Origin of the sequence: Thermanaerosceptrum fracticalcis (genome assembly GCF_000746025.2) — a bacterium.
Lineage (GTDB): Bacteria > Bacillota > Peptococcia > DRI-13 > DRI-13 > Thermanaerosceptrum > Thermanaerosceptrum fracticalcis.
Window position 1 is genome coordinate 1146782 of record NZ_CP045798.1, and the last position, 23048, is coordinate 1169829.

At 46.6% G+C, this 23048-nt stretch carries 29 protein-coding genes; all 29 read right to left on the minus strand.

Going from position 1 to position 23048, the window contains the following annotated elements; genetic code table 11:
* Positions 1 to 75 precede the first annotated feature (75 nt).
* The 29 genes from BR63_RS06090 to ftsY all read right to left on the minus strand — a co-directional run bounded on the left by BR63_RS06090 (position 76) and on the right by ftsY (position 23017).
* The gene (locus tag BR63_RS06090; protein ID WP_034422798.1) at positions 76 to 432 is read right to left on the minus strand and encodes a YraN family protein; all 357 of its coding nucleotides are present in this window, start codon (positions 430 to 432) and stop codon (positions 76 to 78) included.
* A 111-nt stretch (positions 433 to 543) separates the two neighbouring features.
* A complete protein-coding gene (locus BR63_RS06095) occupies positions 544 to 1971 on the minus strand; it encodes an NADH-quinone oxidoreductase subunit N (protein ID WP_034422799.1) in 1428 nt (475 codons plus the stop codon).
* Positions 1971 to 3458: a complex I subunit 4 family protein gene (locus tag BR63_RS06100; RefSeq protein ID WP_153802096.1), complete on the minus strand. Its 1488-nt coding sequence runs from the start codon at positions 3456 to 3458 to the stop codon at positions 1971 to 1973. Before BR63_RS06100 ends, BR63_RS06095 begins: the two co-directional genes overlap by 1 nt.
* On the minus strand, positions 3455 to 5329 hold the full coding sequence (gene nuoL / locus BR63_RS06105) for an NADH-quinone oxidoreductase subunit L (protein ID WP_034422801.1): 1875 nt from the start codon (positions 5327 to 5329) through the stop codon (positions 3455 to 3457). Before nuoL ends, BR63_RS06100 begins: the two co-directional genes overlap by 4 nt.
* A 36-nt stretch (positions 5330 to 5365) precedes the next feature.
* Complete coding sequence (gene nuoK / locus BR63_RS06110; RefSeq protein WP_034422802.1) at positions 5366 to 5674, minus strand: NADH-quinone oxidoreductase subunit NuoK; 309 nt, start codon at positions 5672 to 5674, stop codon at positions 5366 to 5368.
* The gene (locus BR63_RS06115; RefSeq protein ID WP_034422804.1) at positions 5671 to 6174 is read right to left on the minus strand and encodes an NADH-quinone oxidoreductase subunit J family protein; all 504 of its coding nucleotides are present in this window, start codon (positions 6172 to 6174) and stop codon (positions 5671 to 5673) included. The genes nuoK and BR63_RS06115 overlap by 4 nt, the downstream gene beginning before the upstream one ends.
* A gap of 3 nt (positions 6175 to 6177) precedes the next feature.
* Positions 6178 to 6615, minus strand: coding sequence for a NuoI/complex I 23 kDa subunit family protein (locus BR63_RS06120; protein ID WP_034422807.1), 438 nt, complete (start codon positions 6613 to 6615; stop codon positions 6178 to 6180).
* 4 nt (positions 6616 to 6619) lie between these two features.
* Positions 6620 to 7657 (minus strand): NADH-quinone oxidoreductase subunit NuoH, encoded by a 1038-nt coding sequence (gene nuoH, locus BR63_RS06125; protein WP_207724798.1) that lies wholly within the window; start codon positions 7655 to 7657, stop codon positions 6620 to 6622.
* 46 nt (positions 7658 to 7703) lie between these two features.
* The gene (locus BR63_RS06130; protein ID WP_081908180.1) at positions 7704 to 8798 is read right to left on the minus strand and encodes an NADH-quinone oxidoreductase subunit D; all 1095 of its coding nucleotides are present in this window, start codon (positions 8796 to 8798) and stop codon (positions 7704 to 7706) included.
* 35 nt (positions 8799 to 8833) lie between these two features.
* Positions 8834 to 9244 (minus strand): NADH-quinone oxidoreductase subunit C, encoded by a 411-nt coding sequence (locus BR63_RS06135; RefSeq protein WP_034422813.1) that lies wholly within the window; start codon positions 9242 to 9244, stop codon positions 8834 to 8836.
* The gene (locus BR63_RS06140) at positions 9234 to 9755 is read right to left on the minus strand and encodes an NADH-quinone oxidoreductase subunit B (RefSeq protein WP_034422814.1); all 522 of its coding nucleotides are present in this window, start codon (positions 9753 to 9755) and stop codon (positions 9234 to 9236) included. The genes BR63_RS06135 and BR63_RS06140 overlap by 11 nt, the downstream gene beginning before the upstream one ends.
* A complete protein-coding gene (locus BR63_RS06145; RefSeq protein ID WP_034422816.1) occupies positions 9746 to 10102 on the minus strand; it encodes an NADH-quinone oxidoreductase subunit A in 357 nt (118 codons plus the stop codon). The genes BR63_RS06140 and BR63_RS06145 overlap by 10 nt, the downstream gene beginning before the upstream one ends.
* Positions 10103 to 10429: 327 nt before the next feature.
* Entirely contained in the window at positions 10430 to 11221 is a 792-nt protein-coding gene (locus BR63_RS06150) for a ribonuclease HII (RefSeq protein WP_153802099.1), read from the minus strand.
* Between the two features lie 80 nt (positions 11222 to 11301).
* Positions 11302 to 12156 carry a ribosome biogenesis GTPase YlqF gene (gene ylqF, locus BR63_RS06155; protein WP_243270073.1) on the minus strand — a complete coding sequence of 285 codons (855 nt, stop codon included), beginning with the start codon at positions 12154 to 12156 and terminating at the stop codon, positions 11302 to 11304.
* A gap of 12 nt (positions 12157 to 12168) precedes the next feature.
* On the minus strand, positions 12169 to 12717 hold the full coding sequence (lepB, locus tag BR63_RS06160) for a signal peptidase I (protein WP_034422818.1): 549 nt from the start codon (positions 12715 to 12717) through the stop codon (positions 12169 to 12171).
* A gap of 55 nt (positions 12718 to 12772) precedes the next feature.
* Entirely contained in the window at positions 12773 to 13114 is a 342-nt protein-coding gene (gene rplS, locus BR63_RS06165; protein ID WP_034422821.1) for a 50S ribosomal protein L19, read from the minus strand.
* A 127-nt stretch (positions 13115 to 13241) separates the two neighbouring features.
* Positions 13242 to 13817, minus strand: a complete 576-nt coding sequence (locus tag BR63_RS06170) for an RNA methyltransferase (RefSeq protein WP_034422824.1) — start codon at positions 13815 to 13817, stop codon at positions 13242 to 13244.
* The gene (trmD, locus tag BR63_RS06175; RefSeq protein WP_034422825.1) at positions 13810 to 14559 is read right to left on the minus strand and encodes a tRNA (guanosine(37)-N1)-methyltransferase TrmD; all 750 of its coding nucleotides are present in this window, start codon (positions 14557 to 14559) and stop codon (positions 13810 to 13812) included. The genes BR63_RS06170 and trmD overlap by 8 nt, the downstream gene beginning before the upstream one ends.
* A gap of 9 nt (positions 14560 to 14568) precedes the next feature.
* The gene (rimM, locus tag BR63_RS06180) at positions 14569 to 15069 is read right to left on the minus strand and encodes a ribosome maturation factor RimM (RefSeq protein ID WP_034422827.1); all 501 of its coding nucleotides are present in this window, start codon (positions 15067 to 15069) and stop codon (positions 14569 to 14571) included.
* Positions 15070 to 15082: 13 nt separating this feature from the next.
* Positions 15083 to 15487, minus strand: a complete 405-nt coding sequence (locus BR63_RS06185; RefSeq protein WP_034422828.1) for a YlqD family protein — start codon at positions 15485 to 15487, stop codon at positions 15083 to 15085.
* 149 nt (positions 15488 to 15636) lie between these two features.
* On the minus strand, positions 15637 to 15870 hold the full coding sequence (locus tag BR63_RS06190; RefSeq protein ID WP_034422830.1) for a KH domain-containing protein: 234 nt from the start codon (positions 15868 to 15870) through the stop codon (positions 15637 to 15639).
* A gap of 24 nt (positions 15871 to 15894) precedes the next feature.
* Positions 15895 to 16152 (minus strand): 30S ribosomal protein S16, encoded by a 258-nt coding sequence (rpsP, locus tag BR63_RS06195; protein WP_034422832.1) that lies wholly within the window; start codon positions 16150 to 16152, stop codon positions 15895 to 15897.
* Positions 16153 to 16301: 149 nt separating this feature from the next.
* Positions 16302 to 17654, minus strand: coding sequence for a signal recognition particle protein (gene ffh / locus BR63_RS06200; protein WP_034422833.1), 1353 nt, complete (start codon positions 17652 to 17654; stop codon positions 16302 to 16304).
* Between the two features lie 16 nt (positions 17655 to 17670).
* Entirely contained in the window at positions 17671 to 18012 is a 342-nt protein-coding gene (gene ylxM, locus BR63_RS06205; RefSeq protein WP_034422835.1) for a YlxM family DNA-binding protein, read from the minus strand.
* Positions 18013 to 18288: 276 nt separating this feature from the next.
* Complete coding sequence (locus tag BR63_RS06210; protein ID WP_034422836.1) at positions 18289 to 19584, minus strand: amidohydrolase; 1296 nt, start codon at positions 19582 to 19584, stop codon at positions 18289 to 18291.
* Positions 19585 to 20241: a class II aldolase/adducin family protein gene (locus BR63_RS06215; protein ID WP_034422838.1), complete on the minus strand. Its 657-nt coding sequence runs from the start codon at positions 20239 to 20241 to the stop codon at positions 19585 to 19587.
* On the minus strand, positions 20238 to 21281 hold the full coding sequence (gene mtnA, locus BR63_RS06220) for an S-methyl-5-thioribose-1-phosphate isomerase (protein ID WP_034422839.1): 1044 nt from the start codon (positions 21279 to 21281) through the stop codon (positions 20238 to 20240). The genes BR63_RS06215 and mtnA overlap by 4 nt, the downstream gene beginning before the upstream one ends.
* A 12-nt stretch (positions 21282 to 21293) precedes the next feature.
* Complete coding sequence (gene mtnP, locus BR63_RS06225; protein WP_034422882.1) at positions 21294 to 22085, minus strand: S-methyl-5'-thioadenosine phosphorylase; 792 nt, start codon at positions 22083 to 22085, stop codon at positions 21294 to 21296.
* A gap of 2 nt (positions 22086 to 22087) precedes the next feature.
* Positions 22088 to 23017, minus strand: coding sequence for a signal recognition particle-docking protein FtsY (ftsY, locus tag BR63_RS06230; protein WP_207724768.1), 930 nt, complete (start codon positions 23015 to 23017; stop codon positions 22088 to 22090).
* Positions 23018 to 23048: the final 31 nt, after the last annotated feature.

Genomic DNA, 23048 nt, shown 5'->3' on the forward strand with positions numbered 1-23048 from the left:
TTCTCCTGGCGAGAGACGGGCTTTTTAAATGCCTAATAAAGACTAACCTTAGATACGGTTCACGGTTAACGTTAACTAGAATGCATCCCGTATCAATTCCAATGACTTCACTTCCCCTTCTTCATTAAAAAGAATACCCACAACATCAAAACGGCAGGCTTTCTTCCAGGCGTTTTTGGTTTTCAGATAGTGGGTAGCAATTCTCTTTACCTTTTGCTGCTTGGCCCAGTTGACCGTTTCCTGGGGCAGTCCAAAGCGTGTCCCCTGCCTGCTTCTCACTTCTATGAAAACAAGGGTATTCCGATCTTCCGCAATAATATCAATTTCCCCTAAAGGAGACCGGTAATTTCTCTCTAAAATTTGATAGCCCTGGTGTTTAAGATAGTGAACCGCCGCCTCTTCAGCTACCTGGCCCATACGTTTTCTGTCCATTCTTTCACCTTTTTTCCCTGATTCACTAATATCATAACACACCCTAAGGCATAAGCAACAATTCTATACTAAAAAAACAGGCAGTTCCCCGCAGGAACTGCCCAAATAATTTTACGGCAAGAAAACTCTGACCACACTTACGGCTACGTTGGTCAATGGATCGGGATATACGCCCAGGAAAACGGTAATGACAAGGGTTACAATCATGGTAACTTTCATAGACAAGGAAACCGGTATAGTACTGGGTTCCTTAGGGTCATGGAGATACATGACCTTGGCTACCATGAGGTAATAGTATACAGATACGAGGCTCATGGCTAAAGCCACAAAGACCAGCCAGAGATAACCCTGTTCCATGACTGCTGTAAAGAGATAGAACTTTCCGTAGAAACCGGCCAAAGGCGGTATCCCGGCCAGGGATAAGAGACATACCAGCATGGTGGCAGCCATAAGGGGTGAGCGTTTCCATAAACCTGAATAATCTTCGATCTCGTCACTTTGAATTTCTTTACCCATGACGGTAATGACGGCAAAGGCTCCCAGGTTGGAGAAGACATAAAGCATGGCGTAAAACATGGCGGCTTCCAGACCGGAGTTACTGTATGCAATTAAACCTAAGAGGATGTAGCCGGCCTGGGCAATACCGGAGTAAGCCATCAGGCGTTTGATGTTGGTCTGGGGAATAGCCACATAGTTTCCTAAAAGAATCGTCAAGGTGGCAATGGTAACGACGATGGGCATCCAGGCCTCGGCATTGGTAAAAGCCTGCATAAAGAGGCGTAACAGCACTGCAAAGCCTGCTCCTTTGGAGGCCACAGAAAGGAAAGCAGTCACAGGTGTAGGAGCCCCTTCGTACACATCAGGCGCCCACATGTGGAAGGGAACAGCCGAAATCTTAAAACTGAAGCCGGCCAGCACAAAAACCAGGCCGAGAATCATCACGGGTTCCAGGGTAGGAGCATTGGCCACATATTTGGCGATCTTCACCAGTAAAGGTGATTTGGAGAGCCCATATACCAGGGTTAAGCCGTACAACAGGAGGGCTGAAGACAGGGCGCTGAGCAGGATATATTTAATCGCCGCTTCTGATGATTTTTTCAGTCCCTTTCCAAAGCCTACGAGAGCAATAAAGGAAAGGGTCATCAGTTCCAATGCCATATAGAGGGTAATCACGTCCCCGGCGGATACCAGGATCATCATGCCCAGGACGGCGAAGATGAGTAAAGAATAATACTCGCTCATAATCCCTGGTAATTCTTTATCAACGTATTCCGTAGAAATCATGGAAACAAAGATGGCCGAGATGACAATCAGGATTTTGAAATAGGTAGAAAAGCTGTCGACGATATACATGCCATCGAGGAAAGTATCATTGACTCCTAAGAGGTATATGAGATTACCCAGGATACCGAGGAGTCCCAGGGTGGTCACATAACTGAGTCCTCTCCTCTGCTCTTTGGGAATCATGAGGGATACCATCAGCACAAAGAAAGCCAGGGCGGTGGTTAGAATTTCCGGACTAATTAAAGTAAAGTTCATTAGAATCCACCCCCTACGGTGATATGTTTCAAATAGGTGTTAACAAAAGGATCCACACCATTGTTAATCACATCGATCAAGAGGGATGGGAAGAAACCAAAGAGAATTAAAACGCCGCAGAGGACGACAATCGGTACCATCTGGGCACCTTTGGCATCTGTCAGGTCAGCCCACTTGGGATTTACGGGGCCGAAGAATACCTTTTGCACAACCCTGAGAACATAGACAGCAGTGATGACCACACCGGATACGGCCAGAATGGCCAAAATGGGATAGGTCTTATAAGCACCGACAAAAATCAAGAATTCAGCCACAAAGTTGTTGAGCCCTGGCAGTCCCAGGGAAGCCAAGCCGGCAATGACAAAACCTGTGGCCACACGGGGCATCTGGTAGGCCAGGCCCCCAAAATCGGCAATCACTCTGGTATGAGCCTTATCATAGATGACCCCTACCAGGGCGAAGAATAAAGCAGTCATGATACCATGGGCAAACATCTGGGCTACAGCGCCGTTAATACTGATGGTATTAAGGGCAGCAATACCCAATAATACATAGCCCATGTGGCTTACACTGGAGTAACCGATCACAAACTTCAGGTCTTTCTGGGCCATGGCAACCATGGCACCGTAAACCACGTTAACGATACACAATAAACCGATGACCGGTGACCAGAATACTGCTCCTTCCGGGAATAAGAAGATCCCGGCTCTGACTAAACCGTAGCCCCCTAATTTCATCAGAACCCCGGCGTGCAGCATACTGACGGCTGTAGGCGCAGCTACGTGACCGTCGGGAGACCAGGTATGGAGAGGCCACATAGGTACCAGGAAGCCAAAGCCAACCATCATTAAAAAGAAGGCGAATTTCTGGAAGAAGGGGTCATATTTGAAGGCTGTTAAGGCCTGGATATCGAAGGTCCCTAACCCTGTATAAAGATAGACGGCGATGACACCGATAAGGGCGAAAGCACTGCCCACCAGGAGGTAGAGGGTCAGCTTCATAGCGGCATACTCTTTACGGGTACTGCCCCATACGCCAATGAGGATATACATGGGGATTACCGCTACCTCGAAGAACAGATAGAAGAAAAATAAATCTCTGGATACAAAAACACCGAAAACCCCTGCTACCAGTGTCAAGAGGAAGATAAAGAACTCTTTGACCCGTTTAGTCATCCCCCAGGAGGCAAAAACTCCTGTAAAGATAACGATGGCAGTTAGGAGGACTAAAGGTAAACTAATCCCGTCCACACCTAGGGAGTAATTGATGCCAAACTTCTCGATCCAGGGAATATCCTCCAGGAACTGGAGACCACCTTTAGCTTGGTCATAAGACACATAAACATAGATGGAAGCAATCAGGGATACGCCGGTAAAGAGAGCGGCCACCCATTTGATAATCCTATCTTCATTTTCTGGTATAAAGAGTATGATCAGTGCTCCCAAGATGGGTGCTAAAACAATAATTGATAATAGTGGCATGCCTATTTTACACCTCCCAGCGCAGGTACGGCCATGAAGATTACAATGACCACCACGGCAGCAAAGATGACCAGGGCATAACTCTGCAGGTTACCCGTGTGAATGTAGCGTAATCTCTTCCCGATTCCCCTTGTTCCATCAGCGATGGCATGGGCCAAACCATCCACCAGGTTGCGGTCACTCCAGTTAAAGGCACTGGCAATTCTTAAGACTACATTGTCAAAGAACCAGAGATAGATTTCATCGATATAGTACTTGTTATAAAGTACTTTATATACCCCAGGGAAGGTTTGGGCGATTTTCTCCGGGGAGATGGCTTTTTTCATATACATGAGCCAGGCAAGAAGAATACCAAGGACTGCCAGTACCACCGAGGAACCCATGACCACTGCATTAACTGCCGGATGATGGGGTTCGCCAAAATAGACATAAGAGCTAAAACCGTGTTCCAGGAAAGGGGCACCGATGAAACCGCTAAAGATGGAGAACACAGCCAGAATCATCAGGGGGACCGTCATAGTCCAGGGTGATTCATGGGGTTCATGGTGACTTTCACTTCTTGATTCACCAAAGAAGGCCAGGAAGATCATCCGGAACATATAGAAAGCGGTGAGAAATGCGGTTAAGGAAGCCATGGCATAAAGACCATAATAACCGTGGTCAAAAGCAGCCAGGAGAATTTCGTCCTTACTCCAGAAACCGGCCAGAGGTGGAATTCCTGCGATGGCCAAACCACCGATTACCATGGTAATAGAGGTAATTTTCATGTGCTTATACACGCCGCCCATTTTCATGATATCCTGCTCATGGAGGGCATGTATAACACTACCGGCACATAAGAACATGAGGGCTTTGAAAAAGGCATGGGTGGTAAGATGGAACATCCCTGCCGTCATGCTGCCAACCCCCATAGCCATGACCATGTAACCCAGCTGGCTTAAGGTAGAAAAAGCCAAGATACGTTTTAAGTCTCTCTGCACAATAGCAATGCTGGCGGCAAAAAGCGCAGTAAATCCACCGACTACCGCTACAGTATAGAGGGTAGTGTTAGAGGCTGCAAACAAGATGTAACCCCTGGCAATCAGGTATACCCCGGCGGCAACCATGGTAGCGGCGTGGATCAAGGCACTCACAGGCGTAGGACCTTCCATGGCATCAGGCAGCCACACATGGAGGGGAAACTGACCGGACTTACCTACTGGGCCGATAAAGATCAGAATACCTGCCAGGGTGAGAAAGGCCAGGTCTTTACTTTGCTTAATGGCTTCGGCTAACTCGCCAAAGTTAAAGGTGCCAAAGTACAGGAAAAGGATGATGATACCGAGCAAAAAGCCGAAGTCCGCCACCCTGTTGGTGATAAAGGCTTTCTTATTGGCCTCGGCTGCAGAGTTCTTCTGGTACCAGAAGCCGATGAGAAGATAAGAACAAAGACCCACCAGTTCCCAGAATACGAACATCTGGAAGTAGTTGTTGGCAATGACCAAACCCAGCATGGAGAAAGCAAAGATGGAAACGTAGGAAAAGAATCTGGAAAAACCCGGGTCACCGTGCATATAACCTACAGAATAGATTAAAACCAGAAGGGCAATGAAGGTTACAACAAACAGCATCACCGCTGTTAAAGGATCCACCAAAGCGCCCATTTCGATATAGAGCCCTGGGATATTAATCCAGTCCACCGCCATCTCTACCGGTTTTTCCATGGTAATTCCCTGTTTGAACACTTCTGCCATAATCCCCAGAGAGATTAGAAAAGAGCCGGCCATGGCCAAGATTGCGGTGAGGGCGCTTAACCCTTGATACCTTTTTGTTAGGAAATTAATCATAACAAAGGCCACCAAAGGCAAAAAGGGCACTAACCAAACCTGTTCAATCATAATCGTTTCTACACCTGCCTTTGTGTTAGTACCTTACTACCATTTCATCCAATCCAGATCTTCTACAGCCACAGAATTCCTCTGCCGGTAAATAGCTATAACTATGGCTAAAGCGAGGGCTACTTCTGCCGCGGCAACGACAATTACAAAGATAGCAAATACTTGACCAACCAATTCACCGGGTGTAAGGAATTTGGTAAAAGCAACTAAGTTGATATTGACGGCATTCAACATGAGCTCGATGGATAAGAGGATAGCAACGGCATTTTTTTTGGATAAAGCCCCAAAAAGCCCAATACAGAATAGTATGGCACTTAAGATAAGATAATGCTGTAAAGTAATCATCGGGCGTTCTTCACCTCTTTCCCGATCACGATGGCCCCAATCAAAGCCACCAGCAAAAGAATAGCAGCTACTTCAAAAGGAATAGCATATTTGGTCAGCATTAATTCGGCAATTCCTGTAACCGTTGTTTCAGGGAGTTTTTTCTCCACAGTCTGCCAGCCGGTAATACTGATAAGCCAACTTAAGATTCCCACAGTAGCCAGGCTCACGACGAAAGCAGGTATTTTGAGATTACCGAAGAGATTAGTTTCCTTAATGGTCCCCCTTTGAATGAGCATGATGGCGAAGACAATTAAGACGGAAACAGCGCCGCCATAGACCAGAACCTGCACCAGGGCCACATAATCGGCCTGGAGAGTAACATAAAGGGCAGCCACCCCGATAAAAGTAACCACTAAACTTAAAGCACTATGCACAATGTTTTTAAAAAGAACTACACCTAAAGCGGAAAGAATAGTAACCAAAGCGATAAAGCCAAAGGCTAAAGTGAATATATCCATGGTTTAGCCCTCCTTCTTCTGTTCTGTCTTTTGGGCATAGGTAGAAGACGGAGCAGAAAGCTTAGGATTGTGATAAAGATCTAATTTGACATCGTCTCTGAAATAAGTGGCCAACTCATATTCCCGGGTAAATTTCAAACATTGTTTGGGACAGGCTTCCACACACAAACCGCAAACAAGGCAGCGTTCAAAATTCACTTCATACCTGGTAAGAAAACGCTTATTGTTCTCGTCTTTCCCTGATTCTAACGTAATGACACCGTTAGGGCAGGCGTTCACACACATATTGCAACAAATACAAGCATCCTTATCCAATTGCAAAGAACCGCGCCAGCGGTGATCGATAAATGGACGCTCTTCGGGGTACTGCTCAGTAATCTTTTTGCTAAAAAATTTTTTTAAAGTTAAGGCTAAACCTTTTACAACTCCCGACCCGTACATTCACTCACCACCCTATCGTCTTGTAGAGATAAACACCGATTCCTGTAATGAAGATATTGGCTAAGGATAAAGGAACCAGGAACTTCCAGCCAAAATGCATTAAATGGTCCACCCTGACCCTTGGGAATGTCCAGCGCATCCACATAAAGAAGAAAATCATGATGGAAGTCTTAATAAAGAACCAGAACCAGCCCGGTAAAACAGGCCCATGCCAGCCTCCCAAAAACATGGTGGTAGCGATGGCGGAAACCAGGACCAGGTTAGCGTATTCGGCCAGGAAAAAGAGGGCCCACTTCATGCCGGTATATTCAGTAAACACACCGGCCACCAGTTCCGATTCCCCTTCCGGAATATCAAAGGGTGCCCGGTTACATTCGGCCGTAGCGGCAATGACATAAATGAGAAACGCCACAGGCTGTAAAAGGACAAACCATACTTTACTCTGGGCTTCTACAATGGCTGACATCTGCAGGGACCCCACAATCATGACCACACCCAAGAGGGAAAAGACCATGGGTACTTCATAACTTACCATTTGAGCGACTGCTCTCATACCACCTAATAAGGAGTATTTATTGTTAGAACTCCAACCGGCCATCAAAAAGGGAATGGTGGCCAGGGACGAGACAGCAATCAAGTAAAAAATACCTATGTTGACATCGGTAGCAATCATACCCTTACCGAAAGGAATAACAGCAAAGGCCAGGATAGTCGGTACCAGGACCAGAACCGGTGCTAACATGAAGACCTTTCTATCCGCACAGGCGGGGATAATATCCTCCTTGGTTAAGAGTTTAATGGTATCGGCTACTGTTTGCAGGCTTCCCCAGGGCCCTACACGGTTGGGACCTGGTCTTAATTGAATAAAGCCGGCGATTTTTCTTTCCACCAAAACCAGCACTAAGGCCGCTGTCATCATCACACCCAAAATACCTGCCAGGTAAAGGATGACCATAGCCAGGTTCACCCAGATATCCCCCAGGCCTAATCCAGTCAGGGTAGTGCGAACCAAAGCGGCTATTTTGACAAACAAGTTGTCCAGTACACTCATTATCATTCTCCCCTATACGTGGATTTTGTGTAAAATCCTAACCATCCACTTCGCCTAAAACGATATCAAGACTTGCTAAGATGGCTATCACGTCGGCAACTTTCCAGCCCTTAATGATTTCTTCCAAAACCCCCAGGTTTACGAAAGAAGGTCTTCTAATGTGTAAACGATATGGTTTAGGAGAGCCGTCACTCACAATATAGAAGCCAAGTTCTCCCTTGGGATTTTCAATGGAATGGTAAACTTCTCCAGCGGGTGGCTTGATTAATTTCGGTACTTTACCCAGCACAGGACCCTCAGGCAAATCTTTGATGGCCTGGCGAATGATTTTAACACTCTCTTCCATCTCAATCATCCTGACCATGTAACGGTCAAAGGTATCACCAGATTCAAAGACAGGAACATTAAAATTGAAGCGGTCGTAAATCCCGTAAGGATGGGCTTTGCGCACATCATAGCATACACCAGAAGCCCTTACATTCGGCCCGGACAGCCCGTAAGACATGGCCATTTCTTTCGTAATCACACCAACGCCCTTGGTACGGGCCAGGAAGATTTCATTGCCTGTAACAAGCTGATGATATTCCTCAAGGGCCGTACGCATATAATCCAAGAACTCCTGTAGTTTGGGCAGGAATTCCTCGGGAATATCATGGGATAACCCGCCTATACGCATATAGTTATAGGTTAGGCGTCCCCCACAGGTCATACTGAATAAGTCTAATATTTTTTCCCTGTGGATAAAGGGATAAAATACAGCCGTTACTGCCCCCAGGTCCATGACAAAGGTTCCAACCCCTACCATGTGGCTGGCAATCCGCTGCAGTTCCGCAAAAATCACCCGGAGATATTCTGCACGCTCCGGCACCTCTATGCCCATCAGTTTTTCCACTGTTTGTACATAAGCCAGGTTATTGCTCATGGAAGCAAGATAATCCAGGCGGTCTGTATAGGGAATAAACTGGGGATAGGTCCGGCTCTCGGCCAGTTTTTCCAAACCACGGTGAAGATATCCCAACACTGAAGTCCCACCTGTAGCCACTTCGCCGTCTAAGTGAATGACGAGGCGAAATACTCCGTGGGTACTGGGGTGCTGGGGACCCAAATTGACGGTGATTTCCTGTGTCCTCACTAGCTCTCCACCCCTATTTATTATGATTCGTTACCTTATCCAACGAAGTCTTTGCGCAGGGGATACCCCATAAAAGAATCATCCAGGAGAATGCGTTTAAGGTTGGGGTGCCCTGTAAACTTAATGCCAAACATGTCATAGACTTCTCTTTCCAACCAATCGGCAGAATCCCAAAGCCCCGTCATGGAAGGGACCACGGGTTTATCTTTGGCCACATTCACTTTTACGGTAAGCTTATCGGGCTTTTCGTAGGATCGTACTTGATAAACAACCGTAAAGTGTTGGGGCCAGTCAACTGCAGTCACATCATGCAAATAGGCAAAACCGTTTTCTTTTAAAAAGTCCATAAGTTTTGCCAATTGCTCGGGGGATACCTGAAGATGACCTTCCTGTATCTCTAACTCGGGGAAACTGTCTTTGATTAAAGCGTGAATGTTATTTTCCATACTTCTTTAACCTCACCTTTGTGGGATTGTTAATTTTCTCCTTAAGCTGAAGCATACCGTAAATTAAAGCTTCAGGCCGTGGAGGACAGCCAGGAATATAAACATCCACCGGCAAAATCTCGTCTGCACCAGGCACAACAGCATAGGAGTCGGCAAAAGGTCCTCCGCCAATGGCACAGTTTCCCATGGCGATAACCCATTTAGGTTCTGGCATCTGGTCATAAATTCTTCTAACGGCAGGCGCCATTTTTTTCGTGATGGTTCCAGCCACAATCATGACATCGGCCTGTCTGGGGGAGGGCCGGAACACTTCATAACCGAAACGGGATAAATCATAACGGCTTTGTGTGGAACAGATCATTTCGATGGCACAACAGGCTAAGCCAAAGGATACTGGCCACAAGGAATTGCCCCGGGCCCAGTTCAGGACGGTATCCAGGGAGGTTAAGAGGATATTTTTCTTAACCATTTCCTCAATTTCTTTTTGTTCTTTTTCTTGATCTACTGCCATTCAAACGCTCCCTCCTTCCAGGCATACCAGAAGCCTACCACAAGTATGGCAAGAAAAATAAACATTTCTACAAAAGCGAAGAAACCTAATTTTTGGAACGTTACTGCCCAGGGATACAGGAAAATTGTTTCTACGTCGAAGACGAGAAAAACAAGGGCGTACAGGAAATAATTGATTTTAAACTGTACCCAGGTTTCACCAATGGTCTCCATACCACACTCATATGTTTCTAATTTTACCTGGTGCGGCTTCTTGGGACGTAATAACCAGTTGGTAGCTAAGGCTGCAAAACCGAAAATAATACCGAAAATGAAGAACAATCCTATGGCCCCGTATTGCTGAAGCATTATATTACCTCCTTTCCCCTGTTATTTTTAACCCCAAACACTCTCGTGACTAGGGGTAAAGAGCTGTAGTGCGTGAAGTTTTTCACACAAGGATCAAACATATTTAATTTTCGCGAAAGAATAGCTCCTTTCCTCTTCCTTCTCTATAATAACCCATTATTCTTTCTTATCAAGATAAAATCAAATATTTTATACATATTAAATAACCTCAATATAAAATCCCCTCTTATGTTTTCTATCTTGAACCATAGTTTATAAATGCCCATCCGAAAACAACTCGATATTACTGCAAAAATTCCTTTCCTAAAGGATATTTTTCTGTTTTAATCATCTATTATTATAACTTTTCATTATCTTTTGCATAAAACTTTGCCGGTGAATTTCACAGGGGCCATAACGCCTGATAGCTTCCACATGACGGGGTGTAGCATATCCTTTATGCTCTTTGAATCCATATTGCGGGTATATTTGATCAAGTACATCCATCACCCTGTCGCGGTATGTCTTGGCAATTATAGAAGCTGCTGCGATAGCAGCGCATTTACAGTCTCCCTGAACAATACCTTCCTGGGGTATATTAAGAGGAAGCTTTAATGCATCAATGATCAGGTAATCAGGCTGGATTTTCAAAGACTGTACAGCCTTAACCATAGCTTTTATAGTGGCTTGATAAATATTAATACGATCAATCTCCTGATGATCACAGATGCCAATGCTCCAGGCTATACATTGTTCTTTGATTAACTCTGCCAATTTGGAACGCGCATCCAAGGTCAATTGTTTGGAATCATTAAGGCCGGGAAGACTGCAGCCGGAAGGTAAAACAACACAGGCAGCCACCACAGGCCCGGCCAGGGGACCGCGTCCCGCTTCATCAAGCCCGGCTATATGTGTATAGCCATTTTTTCGTAAGTCTGTTTCCTTTTCCCAAAGTATACTCAGGCGTTCTTCTTCCGCTATCTGTGAAGCTAACTCTTTTTGATAACGTCTAAGCAGAGTCTGGACGCCTTTACGCGCATCCTGCTGAAACCGCGCCATTATTAGGGGCAAGGCCTCCCGGGGAGCAGTAGACAACATTTTCCTAATTTCTTCTATGGTCAAACGCCTAAGTTCCATAATCTCTCCACTCATATAGTCATATTATAGTATAAATTATACAATTTATAAATATTATTATATATAGAAATTTATTTTTTATTCTATTTTTGTGGTTCTTGATCCAAGGTAACCTGCCCCAATTTGCCGGCACGAAATTCATCCAGCAGCATAATGGCGCCCTTTTCCAGGTCGGGAACACCCCCCGGCCGCAGGAAACCCCTTCTTTTACAGATATCTGTTAACATGAGAAAGACGTCCTCATTTTCCGTAATCTTATAGCGGGTCTCAACCCGTCCCGGTGCATGCAGACGGAACCAGTTTAAAAGCTCGAGACTGAGTTCCACCGGGTCGTAAGCATTTTCACTGATCGCTCCGGTAGCCGCCAGTTTGAACCCTACCTGGGGGTCTTCAAATTTGGGCCATAAAATCCCCGGCGTATCTAAGAGTTCCAAATCCTTTTCCAGGCGAATCCACTGTTTCCCCCGGGTAACACCGGGCCGGTCAGCAGTTTCAGCAGCACCTTTTCCCACCAGGAAATTGATGAGGGTAGACTTACCCACATTGGGTATGCCAACAATCATCATACGGATGGTTTTGTTGATGATCCCTTTGTTCTTACGTTTTTCCAAAAGGTTTTGGGCCTGGCTTTGAATTGCCTCCAATAATTGTTTTTTAGCACTGCGGGAAGCCCCTTGGAGGGCATTAAAAGGCAGCACGACCAGTCCCTGGTCACTGTAATACTGAGTCCACAGGCGGGTTAATTGCTCATCTGCTAAATCCGCTTTGTTTAATAACATCACCCGGGGCTTATCACCAACAATCTCATCAATTAAGGGATTCCGGCTGCTTAAAGGCAGTCTGGCATCTACTATCTCTATCACTACATCAACTAATTTGAGATTTTCCGTAATGAGCCTTCTCGTTTTGGCCATATGACCAGGAAACCATTGAATCACGCATGCGCCTCCTTAGTAAATTTTCCCTACCCTGGAGAGGGGCCAATAGCGGTACTGGGCTTTCCCCACCACCAGCCGCGCAGGAACATAACCCCAGGAGCGGCTGTCTTCACTGCTGTCTCTGTTATCCCCTAAAACAAAATAATGGCCGTCCGGGACCACCACAGGCCCAAAATCCTGATATTTTTCGTTGTTAATATAAGGTTCGTCTAATAATTTACCGTTTATGTAAACTTGATTATTCCTGATACTAATAATTTCGCCACCCATACCAATGACGCGCTTAACCAGATGCTTGGACGTGTCTTTAGGGAAACGAAAGACAATAATGTCACCGCGTTGGGGTTCTTCGTACCAATAGCTGAATTTGGTCACGATGATCCGATCGTTAATTAACAATATTGGTTCCATGGAACGGGACGGTATCCAGAATAATTGCACAATAAATGTTTTGATAATAACCACCAGGAAAAGAGCAACAAGCAAGGACTGCAACAGTTCCCGCAAGGTAAAGGCACCTTGATTTGTTTTATTCTCCCTTTCCACCGCTTTCACCTTCATATCCTCCTAAGAATAGGTTAAAAGGGACTGACAGCTCAGTCCCTTCATAACGTCATTATTCTCTTTCTTTAATTCTGGCGGCTTTGCCTCTTAGTTCACGGAGGTAGTAAAGTTTTGCCCTGCGCACACGACCTTTACGGATAACCTCTATCTTCTCAAGTCTGGGTGAATGTACAGGGAAGCAGCGCTCTACACCAACACCGTAGGATACACGGCGTACAGTAAATGTTTCATTCAAACCGCTGCCTCTTCTTTTGATAACTACTCCTTCAAAGGCCTGAATCCTTTCACGGTTTCCTTCCACAACCTTTACGTTAACGCGTACGGTATCACCGGGGCGGAACTCAGGAATATCTTGACGCATTTGCTCTTTTTCCACAGCTTTTACTAAGTCCATACTCTATACCTCCTTCCCGCGTAGACGTTCATATCTTGCCCCTTTGTCAAGACAGCGGACCGTCCTGATAGCCATTACGGCAGGTAACCGTCAAGTATTATACCATAAAGTTAAATTGGAAAACAACTTATTTCCACCATTTTTCGCCTAAAATCCTATCCAAAATGATGGCTACCGCGCTGCGTACGGAGAGATGATTATAATTACCCTTCCCGTAGATGGGTTCCAGTACATAATCGGCACTTTCCATGACTTCTCCAATCATTCCCCAGCCGGTACCAAAAAGAAAGAAAAAATTATTCTCTTCATCCCTCTCGATAATTTCCCTTAGAGCCCGGTAACCAATGGTCCGGGGGTAAACCCGGGCATCTGTAACTACAGTGTAGACCGGTCCGCTAAACTGTTCCTGGATTTTTGCCCTGGCCCTTTCAATGGAATCGATAAGTTCCACGCTATTTAAGGCTTCTTTCCGGTCCGGATTGTACTGGGCCCCATATCCTTTCTGCCAGTAGTCGATAATTTCCTGGACAAGTTTATGCTGTGTAGGCAGGGGATGAATAATATAATATTTCTCCAGATTATAAGTGGTTACACAGCGGGCAATATCATGAATATCGAGATTGGTCACAGAAGTAGCCACTGTTTCCAGATGCTTATTGTAAACAGGATAGTGAACAAGCCCTAAAAAAAATCGATTAGCCATTGGTTCCTTTCTCCTCATTGGCTATCTCTGCCAAAAGTTTTAGGTCTTCTTTCGTAAGATTTACCTTCTCCAGTAGTTCCGGGCGGCGCTCTAAGGTTCGTCTCAGGGACTCTTTGCGCCGCCACAGGCGAATTTTTTCATGATTTCCGGAGAGGAGTACATCCGGCACATTCATCCCTCTAAAAGAGCGGGGCCGCGTATAGTGAGGATATTCCAACAACCCATCGTAAAAAGAATCAGAAACAACGGATTCACTTTCACCCAACACGCCGGGAATTAAACGGCTGACGGCATCAATAATCACCATGGCGGGAAGCTCTCCCCCCGTGAGCACATAGTCCCCAATAGAGATTTCTTTATGGGCCAGGGCCCGAACCCTTTCGTCAAAACCTTCATAGTGGCCGCAGATAAAGACTAAGCTTTGCTCTTTGGCTAACTCCTTGGCCAGTTCCTGGTTAAACTGTACACCCTGGGGTGACATGAGAAGAATTTGGCCCGGATATGTGACGAGATCACCGAGTTTATCCTCCAAAGCCAGGTAAATAGGATCCGGCTTTAAGACCATACCGGCCCCTCCCCCAAAAGGAGCATCATCAACATTTTTATGTTTACTGGGCGAATAGGGGCGAAAATCAATGAGCTCGATGTTTAATATCTTTTTCTCCCGGGCCTTTTTCAGGATGCTGGTATTTAACGGTCCCTCAAACATCTCGGGAAATATGGTAAAAACATAAATATTCATGCTCTCTCACTACTCCAACAGTCCCGGCGGTATCTGTACCTCCATTTTACCGGAATCCAGGTCTATTTTCTTAATAACCTCTTTTAGAGCCGGTAAATAGATAGGTTTCTGCCGCTCCTTCTTCACCACATACACATCATTGCTGCCCGTCTCTAATATTTCTTCAACCTTACCAAGGTAATACTCACCTTCATAAACCTCCAGCCCCACGATTTGAAAATGATAATAATGTCCCGGCGGCAAAGGTCTAAGTTCTCCTGCGGGGAGTTCCAGGTACAGCCCTTTCATTTTTTCTCCTTCATTCATATCGGGGATTTCCCGGAGGGCGATAATCACCACATTTTGGTGAAGGCGCACACTATGAACGTGATATTCCATATACTCATCGTTTCTCTTAATATAAACATGCTCTAGTTCATAAAAACGCTGGGGGTCATCACTTAAAGGATAAACCTTTAATTCACCTCTATGCCCGTGGGTATTGACGATTTGTCCAATTTTTATGTACATCCCGCAATCACCTTTATCTTATATTGACAACCACACCATCTTTAATCACAATCTCTTTGTCCAAAACCCCGTCCCAACTGTCACCCAGTTTGATCTCCACCGGCCCCTCCACTTCACCTTGCAAAACTTCTTGACCTTCCTCCAGAACATTGATTTTTTTAAGCTGTTCTAAAAGTGTAGCCTTACCTTCTTCTCGTTTCTTCTTTTCCCACTCGAACTGTTCCCTGACGGCCTGTACCTGTGGTGACGCTTTAAGGGTTAACTCGGTAAGAGCTTTTTTGTTGCGCTGTTCCAGGAAACTTAACTCCATCTCCATCTTTTTTATTCCTTCCTGGATCTGCTGTACCAGTTCCTGTTTTAACCTTTCCGTGACAATAGCTTTAACTTTTATCCTGCGAATTATTGTTATTTTATCCATATTTTCCTCCTCAACACATCAGTTTATGAGCTTACGAGTTAACGAGCAAGGGGGTTCAAAACCGGAGAACCAAGCAATACCTCAAACTCATTAACTCGTGAACTCATTAACTCATAAACTAAGGAAAGAGAGGCCAGGACGGCCCCCCTCTACTCAATGATGTCTACAATAACTTTCTTGTTTTCTTCACGTACCGCAGCTGCCTTAACTACAGTCCGTATAGCTTTAGCGATCCGGCCCTGTTTACCAATGACCTTCCCCATATCTGTGGGCGCTACGCGCAGCTCAATGATGACAGCATCACCATCTTCGCGTCTCGTCACAGTTACATCTTCCGGCCGGTCAACCAGAGCCTGGGCTAATGTTTTTACTAATTCTTCCATATACCCTACCCCCAAGCATGGGTGTTATTCACCCAGCTTATTTAATACACCGGCTTTGTTCAGTAATGCTCTAGCAGTTTCGGAAGGCTGCGCACCGGTTTTTAACCACTTAAGTGCTTTTTCCTCATTAATTTCGATGACCGCCGGATTCTTGGTGGGATCATAATAACCAATTTCCTCAATAAAGCGCCCGTCGCGAGGAGAGCGGGAATCAGCCACTACCAGGCGATAAAAAGGAGCTTTTTTGGCGCCCATACGTCTCAGCCTAATTCTTGTTGCCATGAATATCACCTCCTTGATAAAGTTCAAATATTTGCGACTGTCCGACTTCCGACATAGCGAGACTTGTGTCTGTGGTGTACCCCACTTCCCAATAGCAAAACCTGTTCTCCTATAACGGATAGCGGAAAACGGTTAGCGGATAGTCGTTATTATTTAAAGAAAGGCAGTTTGAAGCCACCTTTTTTTCCACTTTTTGCCCCCTGCTGCATTTGGGCTATTTGTTTCATCATTTTCTGGGCCTGCTCGAACTGTTTGAGCAGTTTATTCACTTCCTGTACGGATGTCCCGCTCCCCAGGGCAATACGTTTTCTCCTGCTGCCGTTAATAATTTCCGGGTGCCTTCTTTCTTCCCTGGTCATGGAGCGAATGATAGCCTCCGTATGTTTTACATCTTTTTCACTAATCTCCATACCCTTCAAGGCTTTCATCTGCCCCATCCCCGGCAGCATCCCCATCAATTCACTAAGAGGTCCCATGGATTTCATTTGCTGGATCTGATCAAGAAAATCTTCCAGGGTGAATTCGGCCTTACGTAATTTACGTTCCAATTCCTCCGCTTTTTTGGCGTCAAAATTAGCCTGGGCTTTTTCTATGAGGGTTAAAACATCACCCATACCTAAAATCCGGGAGGCCATCCTGTCGGGATAGAAGGGTTCCAGGGCATCGAGCTTTTCACCCATACCCACGAATTTAATAGGTTTCCCCGTCACTGCTTTTACAGAAAGGGCAGCTCCCCCCCGGGTATCTCCATCAAGTTTGGTAAGTATAACGCCGTCTAAACCTAGCCTTGCATTAAAGGTTTCAGCCACGTTGACGGCATCCTGTCCGGTCATGGCATCAACCACAAGGAGTATTTCATGGGGCCTAATATTGGTTTTGATGTTTTCCAGTTCAGACATCAAGGCATCGTCAATATGGAGACGGCCTGCCGTATCCACGATCATCAGGTCATGGCCCTGGTTTTCCGCATAAGCCCTGGCTGCCTTGGCAATATCCACGGGATTTTGTTTATCCCCCATGGAAAAAACGGGAATCTCCAGCTGCTCACCTAAAACCTGCAGCTGCTTGATGGCTGCGGGCCGGTAAATGTCACAGGCCACCAGCAAAGGACGCCGCCCTTGTTTTTTAAAGAGCCTGGCCAGTTTACCGCTGGAAGTGGTTTTGCCGGAACCCTGTAAGCCCACCATCATGACGATAGTCGGGGGTTTGGAAGCCAAATTTATCTTACTCTGAGTACCACCCATCAACTGGGTCATTTCATCATGGACTACTTTGATGACCTGCTGTCCCGGCGTAAGGCTTTCCAGAACCTCCACACCCACAGCTCTTTCCTTAACTCTGTTTACGAAATCTTTAACAACTTTATAGTTGACATCTGCCTCCAAAAGAGCCATTCGTATTTCCCGCATGGCTTCAGTAACGTCTTTTTCCGAGATCTTACCCTTGCCGCGTAAATTTTTAAAAATTCCCTGGAGTTTTTCCGCTAAACCTTCGAAAGCCACATGTCTCACCACCTTTTTATGCTTCGGCCATTTTTTTTAAAAGAGCGTAAACTTCCCTTATTTCGTAAGCCCCGTATTTTTCCTGGATGCTTTCTAATCTTTCCTGCACCTGTTTCAATATTTCTGTGTTATCGTTGTGTTTTCTCACCAGTCCCAGTTTGTTTTCGTACTCTTCCAAGGTCTCTTCCGTTCTTCTTAAGAGGTCATAGATGGCCTGCCGGGAAACCCTGTGCAGTTCCGCAATTTCTCCCAGGGACAAGTCTTGCTGGAAATAAAGGTCGTAGATTTCCTGCTGTTTTTTTGTTAACAGTTGACCGTAAAAATCAAACAATAAGGACCGCCGGGCGATATCCTGCACAACTCCCACCACCCATGCTGTTAAGGATATTTACTTAACAGGCTTTATTCTACACTTTTCCCTCACCAGTGTCAACTCGTAATCTTAGTTTAAGTTTAAGATATTGTTTTTAAGTATTTGATAAACATACTCCGGGGCCGTTCCTTTAGGAATATTCTCTTCAATCACTAAATTCAAACTAAACACATCTTCAATATATTACTATACTAGTATGTACGTTATGAAGGGTGAAATTTAAAAGACCTGCAAAAAAATATGCAGGTCTTTATCACGCATTTATTGTCTGGTCACCAGGTCCTGCCCGCGTTTCCGGGCTTCATAAATGACCCTTTCTTCATCCATGGTTACCATGTGACGGTCCTTCATGACAAGCTTGCCGTCTATAATAACATTTTTTACATCCGAAGACTGGGCGGCATAAACCAGATTGGCCACGGGATCATGGAGGGGGGTTAGGTGGGGTTTATGTAGATCCACCATAATCAGGTCAGCTTTCTGACCTGGCGCAATCAAACCCACTTTTTCCAGGCCCAGAACTTGGGCACCATTTCGTGTAGCCATTTCTAAAACCTGATAAGCAGGAAGCACAGTAGGGTCCTGGGTAGTTACTTTATGCAGGAGGGCACAGGTTCTCATTTCTTCCAGGAGATCCAGGTTATTGTTGCTGGCAGCGCCATCGGTGCCCAGTCCTACACGGGCTCCTTCCTTGACCAGCTCCGGGATGGGAGCCACACCACTGGCCAGTTTCATATTGCTTTCGGGGTTATGGGCGATCCCAACCTGGTGTTTGATTAAGATGGCCCGCTCTTCCGGGGTCAGGTGCACGCAGTGAGCGGCCAAAACATGGCGGCCTGTAAACAAGCCTAAGGAATCCATGAGCTTTACGGGGGTCATACCGTACTGTTTTTGGATATCTTCCACTTCCGTACGTGTTTCAGCTAAATGAATATGTAACCCCACCCCTAGCTTATCGGCCAGTGCCATGACCTCTTTCAGGTAATCGGGAGGACAGGTGTAGGGGGCGTGGGGCCCCAGTAAACAGGTGATTCGCCCCTGGGCCTTGCCATGCCACTTTTGCACAAACTCTTCACTTTCCCGCAAAGCTAATTCCGCCTTATCACCAAGACCAATCATTCCCCGGGAAAGAGAAGCCCGGATACCCGTCTCTTCCACAGCCTGGGCCACCTGATCCATATAAAAGTACATATCGGCAAAACAAGTGGTGCCTGATTTAATCATTTCCAGGATGGAGAGCATAGTACCCCAGTAAATGTCTTCCTCCGTAAGATGGGCTTCCCGGGGCCAGATGCGCTGGGAGAGCCAGACCATCAGGGGCATATCGTCCCCATAACTCCTGAGCAAAGTCATGGCCGCATGGGTATGACAATTAACAAACCCCGGCAGCACTACCGTATCCTGCCCATCCAGGATAGTAATATTGGGTGTGTCCGGCGAAAGCTCTTTACCGACCTCTTTGATTGAGTTTCCCTCAACGTAAATATCACCTTGAAACCACGTTGTTTCCTTATTCATAGGCAGTATTAAGGCATTCTTAATTAACAAGCCGGTCATTTACTTCTCCTCCTTTTGTCCGTAGTGAAATAAATAAGCCTGGCGCATGATTCTTTTCTCATTGTCACTCAAAAGAACAGGTTCTCCCAGCATTTTGGCCATGATGCCTATCTGGGCCGTCTTTTCAATTAACTGGCATACCCTTAAAGCTTCGGTGATATCCCTGCCCACACCGATGACCCCATGATTGGCCAGTAATACGCCCATTTTGCCGGCCAGAGCGTTAACGGCATGATCGGCCAGTTCCTGGGTCCCCGGGCTGGCATAAAGGGCTACATCAACGTCCCCGCCCACAATCTGGGCCAGGTCTTCCACCAGGGCGGGAATGGGCTTTCTCACTACGGCATAAGCCGTGGCATAGGGGCTGTGGGTATGCACAACGGCCTGGACATCGGGACGATGCCGGTAAATAGTAAGGTGCAGGAGTTTTTCACTGGAAGGTTTACGCTCCCCCTCCAGCACCTTTCCCTGAAGATCTAAGACTACCAGGTCTTCCGGGTTGATATTGTAGTAATCCATGCCGCTGGGGGTGATGAGTACCCCTTGATTTTTCGGCAAACGGATACTGATGTTTCCCCAGGTGGCTGCTACCAATCCCAGGTCTACCAGCTCTTTGCCGGTATGTATGAGTTCTTCTTTATAAACTCTCCAGTTCACTTACCTGCCCCCTTAAACAGCTTAGCCAGGTTTTCTTCATAGGGTGCCTTCACAATTCCCTGGTCTGTAATAATAGCTTCTATGAGGGAGGATGGTGTAACATCAAAAGCTGGATTATAAACCTTCACATCCTTGGGTGCCAGCTGGAGATTGCCTAAACGTCTGATCTCATCATGGTGCCGCTCCTCTATCGGGATCTCTCTACCTGTCCGTAAATCCATATCGATGGTGGAAAGAGGAGCTGCCACGCAAAAAGGTATCTTGTGATAATTGGCCAGGACGGCCAGGCTGTATGTACCTATTTTGTTGGCTACGTCCCCGTTGGCTGTAATGCGGTCTGCTCCTACGATGACTAAATCTATTTTGCCCTGCTGCATCAAATACCCGGCCATACTGTCCGTGATCAGGGTAACGGGAATATTATCCTGCATTAACTCCCAGGCCGTAAGCCTGGCTCCCTGCAGGAGAGGCCGGGTTTCATCGGCATAAACCTGTACCTCTTTACCTGCTTCTTGCGCGGCCCTGATGACCCCTAAAGCCGTACCGTAACCTGCTGTAGCCAGGGCTCCGGCATTACAGTGGGTTAAGATACGGGCTTTAGCGGGAATTAGCTCTTTGCCAAAATCCCCTATGCGCCTGTTCATGGCCTGGTCTTCCTCGTCAATGGCCCGGGCCTCATTTTCCAGGACTGCTTTTAAGGTCTTTACATCTTTATCCCGGTGGTCCTGCCAAACCCTTTCCATCCGTGCCAGGGCCCAGAAAAGGTTAACTGCCGTGGGCCTGGTCCGGGCCAGAACTTCTTTGGCCCTCCTCAATTCTTCTATCATTTTCCCGGTTTCCGTACCCGCAAAGTGTATAGCCGCTAAGGCCAGACCGTACGCCGCCGCCACACCGATAGCAGGGGCGCCTCTTACTTTCATGGTTTTAATGCTGTCGGCCACTTCCTGGTAGGTATGGCATTCTACTATTTTTAGTTCAGCGGGTAAAAGGGTCTGGTCAATAAGATGCAAGACCTGGTCCTTCCATTCCACAGACTTCACGTCATCATCCTCCTAAAACTTGCCCGCTTCGCCCGGTCCCTTGCCGCATGTGCAGTTTCCTTCCAGGGGTATGGTTTCCAGCACGGTCATAATCAGCTGTGAGATATTGGCACTTAGTTCATTCATGACCTGCAGGACCTCACCATGGGTTAAAGGGTCCGGCGAGATGCCGGCAGCGAAATTCGTCACCATAGCCACAGTGGCATAACATAAACCGGCCTCCCGGGCCAACACCACTTCCGGAACACTGGTCATGCCTACCAGGTCACCACCGAGCACTTTAAACATTTTAATTTCTGCCGGCGTTTCGAAACGGGGGCCTTCCGTACAGACATAAGAGCCCCCGTCATGGACCCTGAAATTTAACTCCCGGGCTTTTTGCAGGAGAAATTGACGGACTTCCCGGCAATAGGGGTCGGTAACGTCCACATGTAAAACGCCCTGGGGTCCCCCCTCAAAAAAAGTTTGCGGTCGGCTTTTCGTAAAATCCAAAAACTGATCTACGATCACAAAATCCTTAGGACCCATCTTTTCATTGAGGGAACCTACTGCTGCCGTGGCAATAACCCTCTTGGCTCCCAGCTTTTTCAGGGCCATGATATTAGCCCTGTAATTCACCAGATGAGGCGGTACGGAATGGCCTTTGCCGTGGCGCGCCAGAAAGGCCACACTTCTCCCTTTATAAAAGCCGGCAATGAGATTCACCTTACCATAAGGAGTTTCTACCTCCACATCTTTTACCTGTTCCAGCATATCCGCTTTATACACACCGGTCCCGCCGATAACGGCTAAATCCACTTTCAACATTATTCTTCCTCCTCACTCTTACCAAATAGCGCTTGGGCAAAGGCCTGGGGTTCAAAATCCCGTAAATCCTCCATCTTTTCCCCTACACCGATGAATTTCACGGGAAATTTATATTCGTTCTGAATGCCTAAAATGACCCCGCCTTTGGCGGTCCCGTCCAGTTTGGTCAGGATGACCCCGCTAACCTGCACCACCTCACCGAAAATCCTGGCCTGGGATAAGGCATTCTGTCCCGTAGTGGCATCCAGGACCAGGAGCACTTCGTGGGGACCGTCAGGAATCTCCCGTTCCACCACACGCCGTATCTTCCGCAGTTCCTCCATGAGATTAGTCTTATTCTGCAAACGTCCTGCCGTATCAATAACCAGCACGTCGGCTTTCCGTGACCTGGCCGCCTGGATCCCGTCGTAAACCACGGCAGCAGGGTCTGAGCCCTCTTTCTGGTGAATAATGTCTACCCCGGCCCGCTGGCACCAGACTTCCAGCTGGTCAATGGCCGCCGCCCTAAAGGTATCCCCGGCGGCCACCAGTACTTTGTAGCCGTCCTGTTTCAGTTTATGGCTGAGTTTGCCGATGGAAGTGGTTTTGCCTACGCCATTGACACCCACGATTAAAATGACATTAATCCTTCCTTTTTGTATGTTGAGGGTGTGCTCACCCTCTTCCAGCATGCGGGTGATCTCTTCTTCCAGGAGGCCTCTTAATTCGTGTGCTTCCTCCAGTTTGTTTTCCTTGGCTTTTTTACGTAAGGTTTCCACCAGTTTCAGGGAGGTAGTCACCCCTACATCAGCCTGGATCAAGGCTTCTTCCAGCTCATCAAAAAGTTCCTCATCAATAGGCTTTCTTCCGGTAACTACTTGGGTAACCTTTTCCACAAAAGCTTCCTTGGTTTTTACCAGGCTTTCTTTCAGTTTGCTAAAAAATCCCATTATTTCTGTCCTCCCATCTTTTGTCTCATAT

Coding starts and splice junctions, on each gene's coding strand:
- BR63_RS06090 (WP_034422798.1), bottom strand. CDS start 432: ATGGACAGAAAACGTATGGGCCAGGTAGCTGAAGAGGCGGCGGTTCAC.
- BR63_RS06095 (WP_034422799.1), bottom strand. CDS start 1,971: ATGAACTTTACTTTAATTAGTCCGGAAATTCTAACCACCGCCCTGGCT.
- nuoL (WP_034422801.1), bottom strand. CDS start 5,329: ATGATTGAACAGGTTTGGTTAGTGCCCTTTTTGCCTTTGGTGGCCTTT.
- nuoK (WP_034422802.1), bottom strand. CDS start 5,674: ATGATTACTTTACAGCATTATCTTATCTTAAGTGCCATACTATTCTGT.
- BR63_RS06115 (WP_034422804.1), bottom strand. CDS start 6,174: ATGGATATATTCACTTTAGCCTTTGGCTTTATCGCTTTGGTTACTATT.
- BR63_RS06120 (WP_034422807.1), bottom strand. CDS start 6,615: ATGTACGGGTCGGGAGTTGTAAAAGGTTTAGCCTTAACTTTAAAAAAA.
- BR63_RS06135 (WP_034422813.1), bottom strand. CDS start 9,244: ATGGAAAATAACATTCACGCTTTAATCAAAGACAGTTTCCCCGAGTTA.
- BR63_RS06140 (WP_034422814.1), bottom strand. CDS start 9,755: ATGGCAGTAGATCAAGAAAAAGAACAAAAAGAAATTGAGGAAATGGTT.
- BR63_RS06145 (WP_034422816.1), bottom strand. CDS start 10,102: ATGCTTCAGCAATACGGGGCCATAGGATTGTTCTTCATTTTCGGTATT.
- lepB (WP_034422818.1), bottom strand. CDS start 12,717: ATGAAGGTGAAAGCGGTGGAAAGGGAGAATAAAACAAATCAAGGTGCC.
- rplS (WP_034422821.1), bottom strand. CDS start 13,114: ATGGACTTAGTAAAAGCTGTGGAAAAAGAGCAAATGCGTCAAGATATT.
- BR63_RS06170 (WP_034422824.1), bottom strand. CDS start 13,817: ATGGCTAATCGATTTTTTTTAGGGCTTGTTCACTATCCTGTTTACAAT.
- trmD (WP_034422825.1), bottom strand. CDS start 14,559: ATGAATATTTATGTTTTTACCATATTTCCCGAGATGTTTGAGGGACCG.
- rimM (WP_034422827.1), bottom strand. CDS start 15,069: ATGTACATAAAAATTGGACAAATCGTCAATACCCACGGGCATAGAGGT.
- BR63_RS06185 (WP_034422828.1), bottom strand. CDS start 15,487: ATGGATAAAATAACAATAATTCGCAGGATAAAAGTTAAAGCTATTGTC.
- BR63_RS06190 (WP_034422830.1), bottom strand. CDS start 15,870: ATGGAAGAATTAGTAAAAACATTAGCCCAGGCTCTGGTTGACCGGCCG.
- rpsP (WP_034422832.1), bottom strand. CDS start 16,152: ATGGCAACAAGAATTAGGCTGAGACGTATGGGCGCCAAAAAAGCTCCT.
- BR63_RS06210 (WP_034422836.1), bottom strand. CDS start 19,584: ATGACCGGCTTGTTAATTAAGAATGCCTTAATACTGCCTATGAATAAG.
- ftsY (WP_207724768.1), bottom strand. CDS start 23,017: ATGGGATTTTTTAGCAAACTGAAAGAAAGCCTGGTAAAAACCAAGGAA.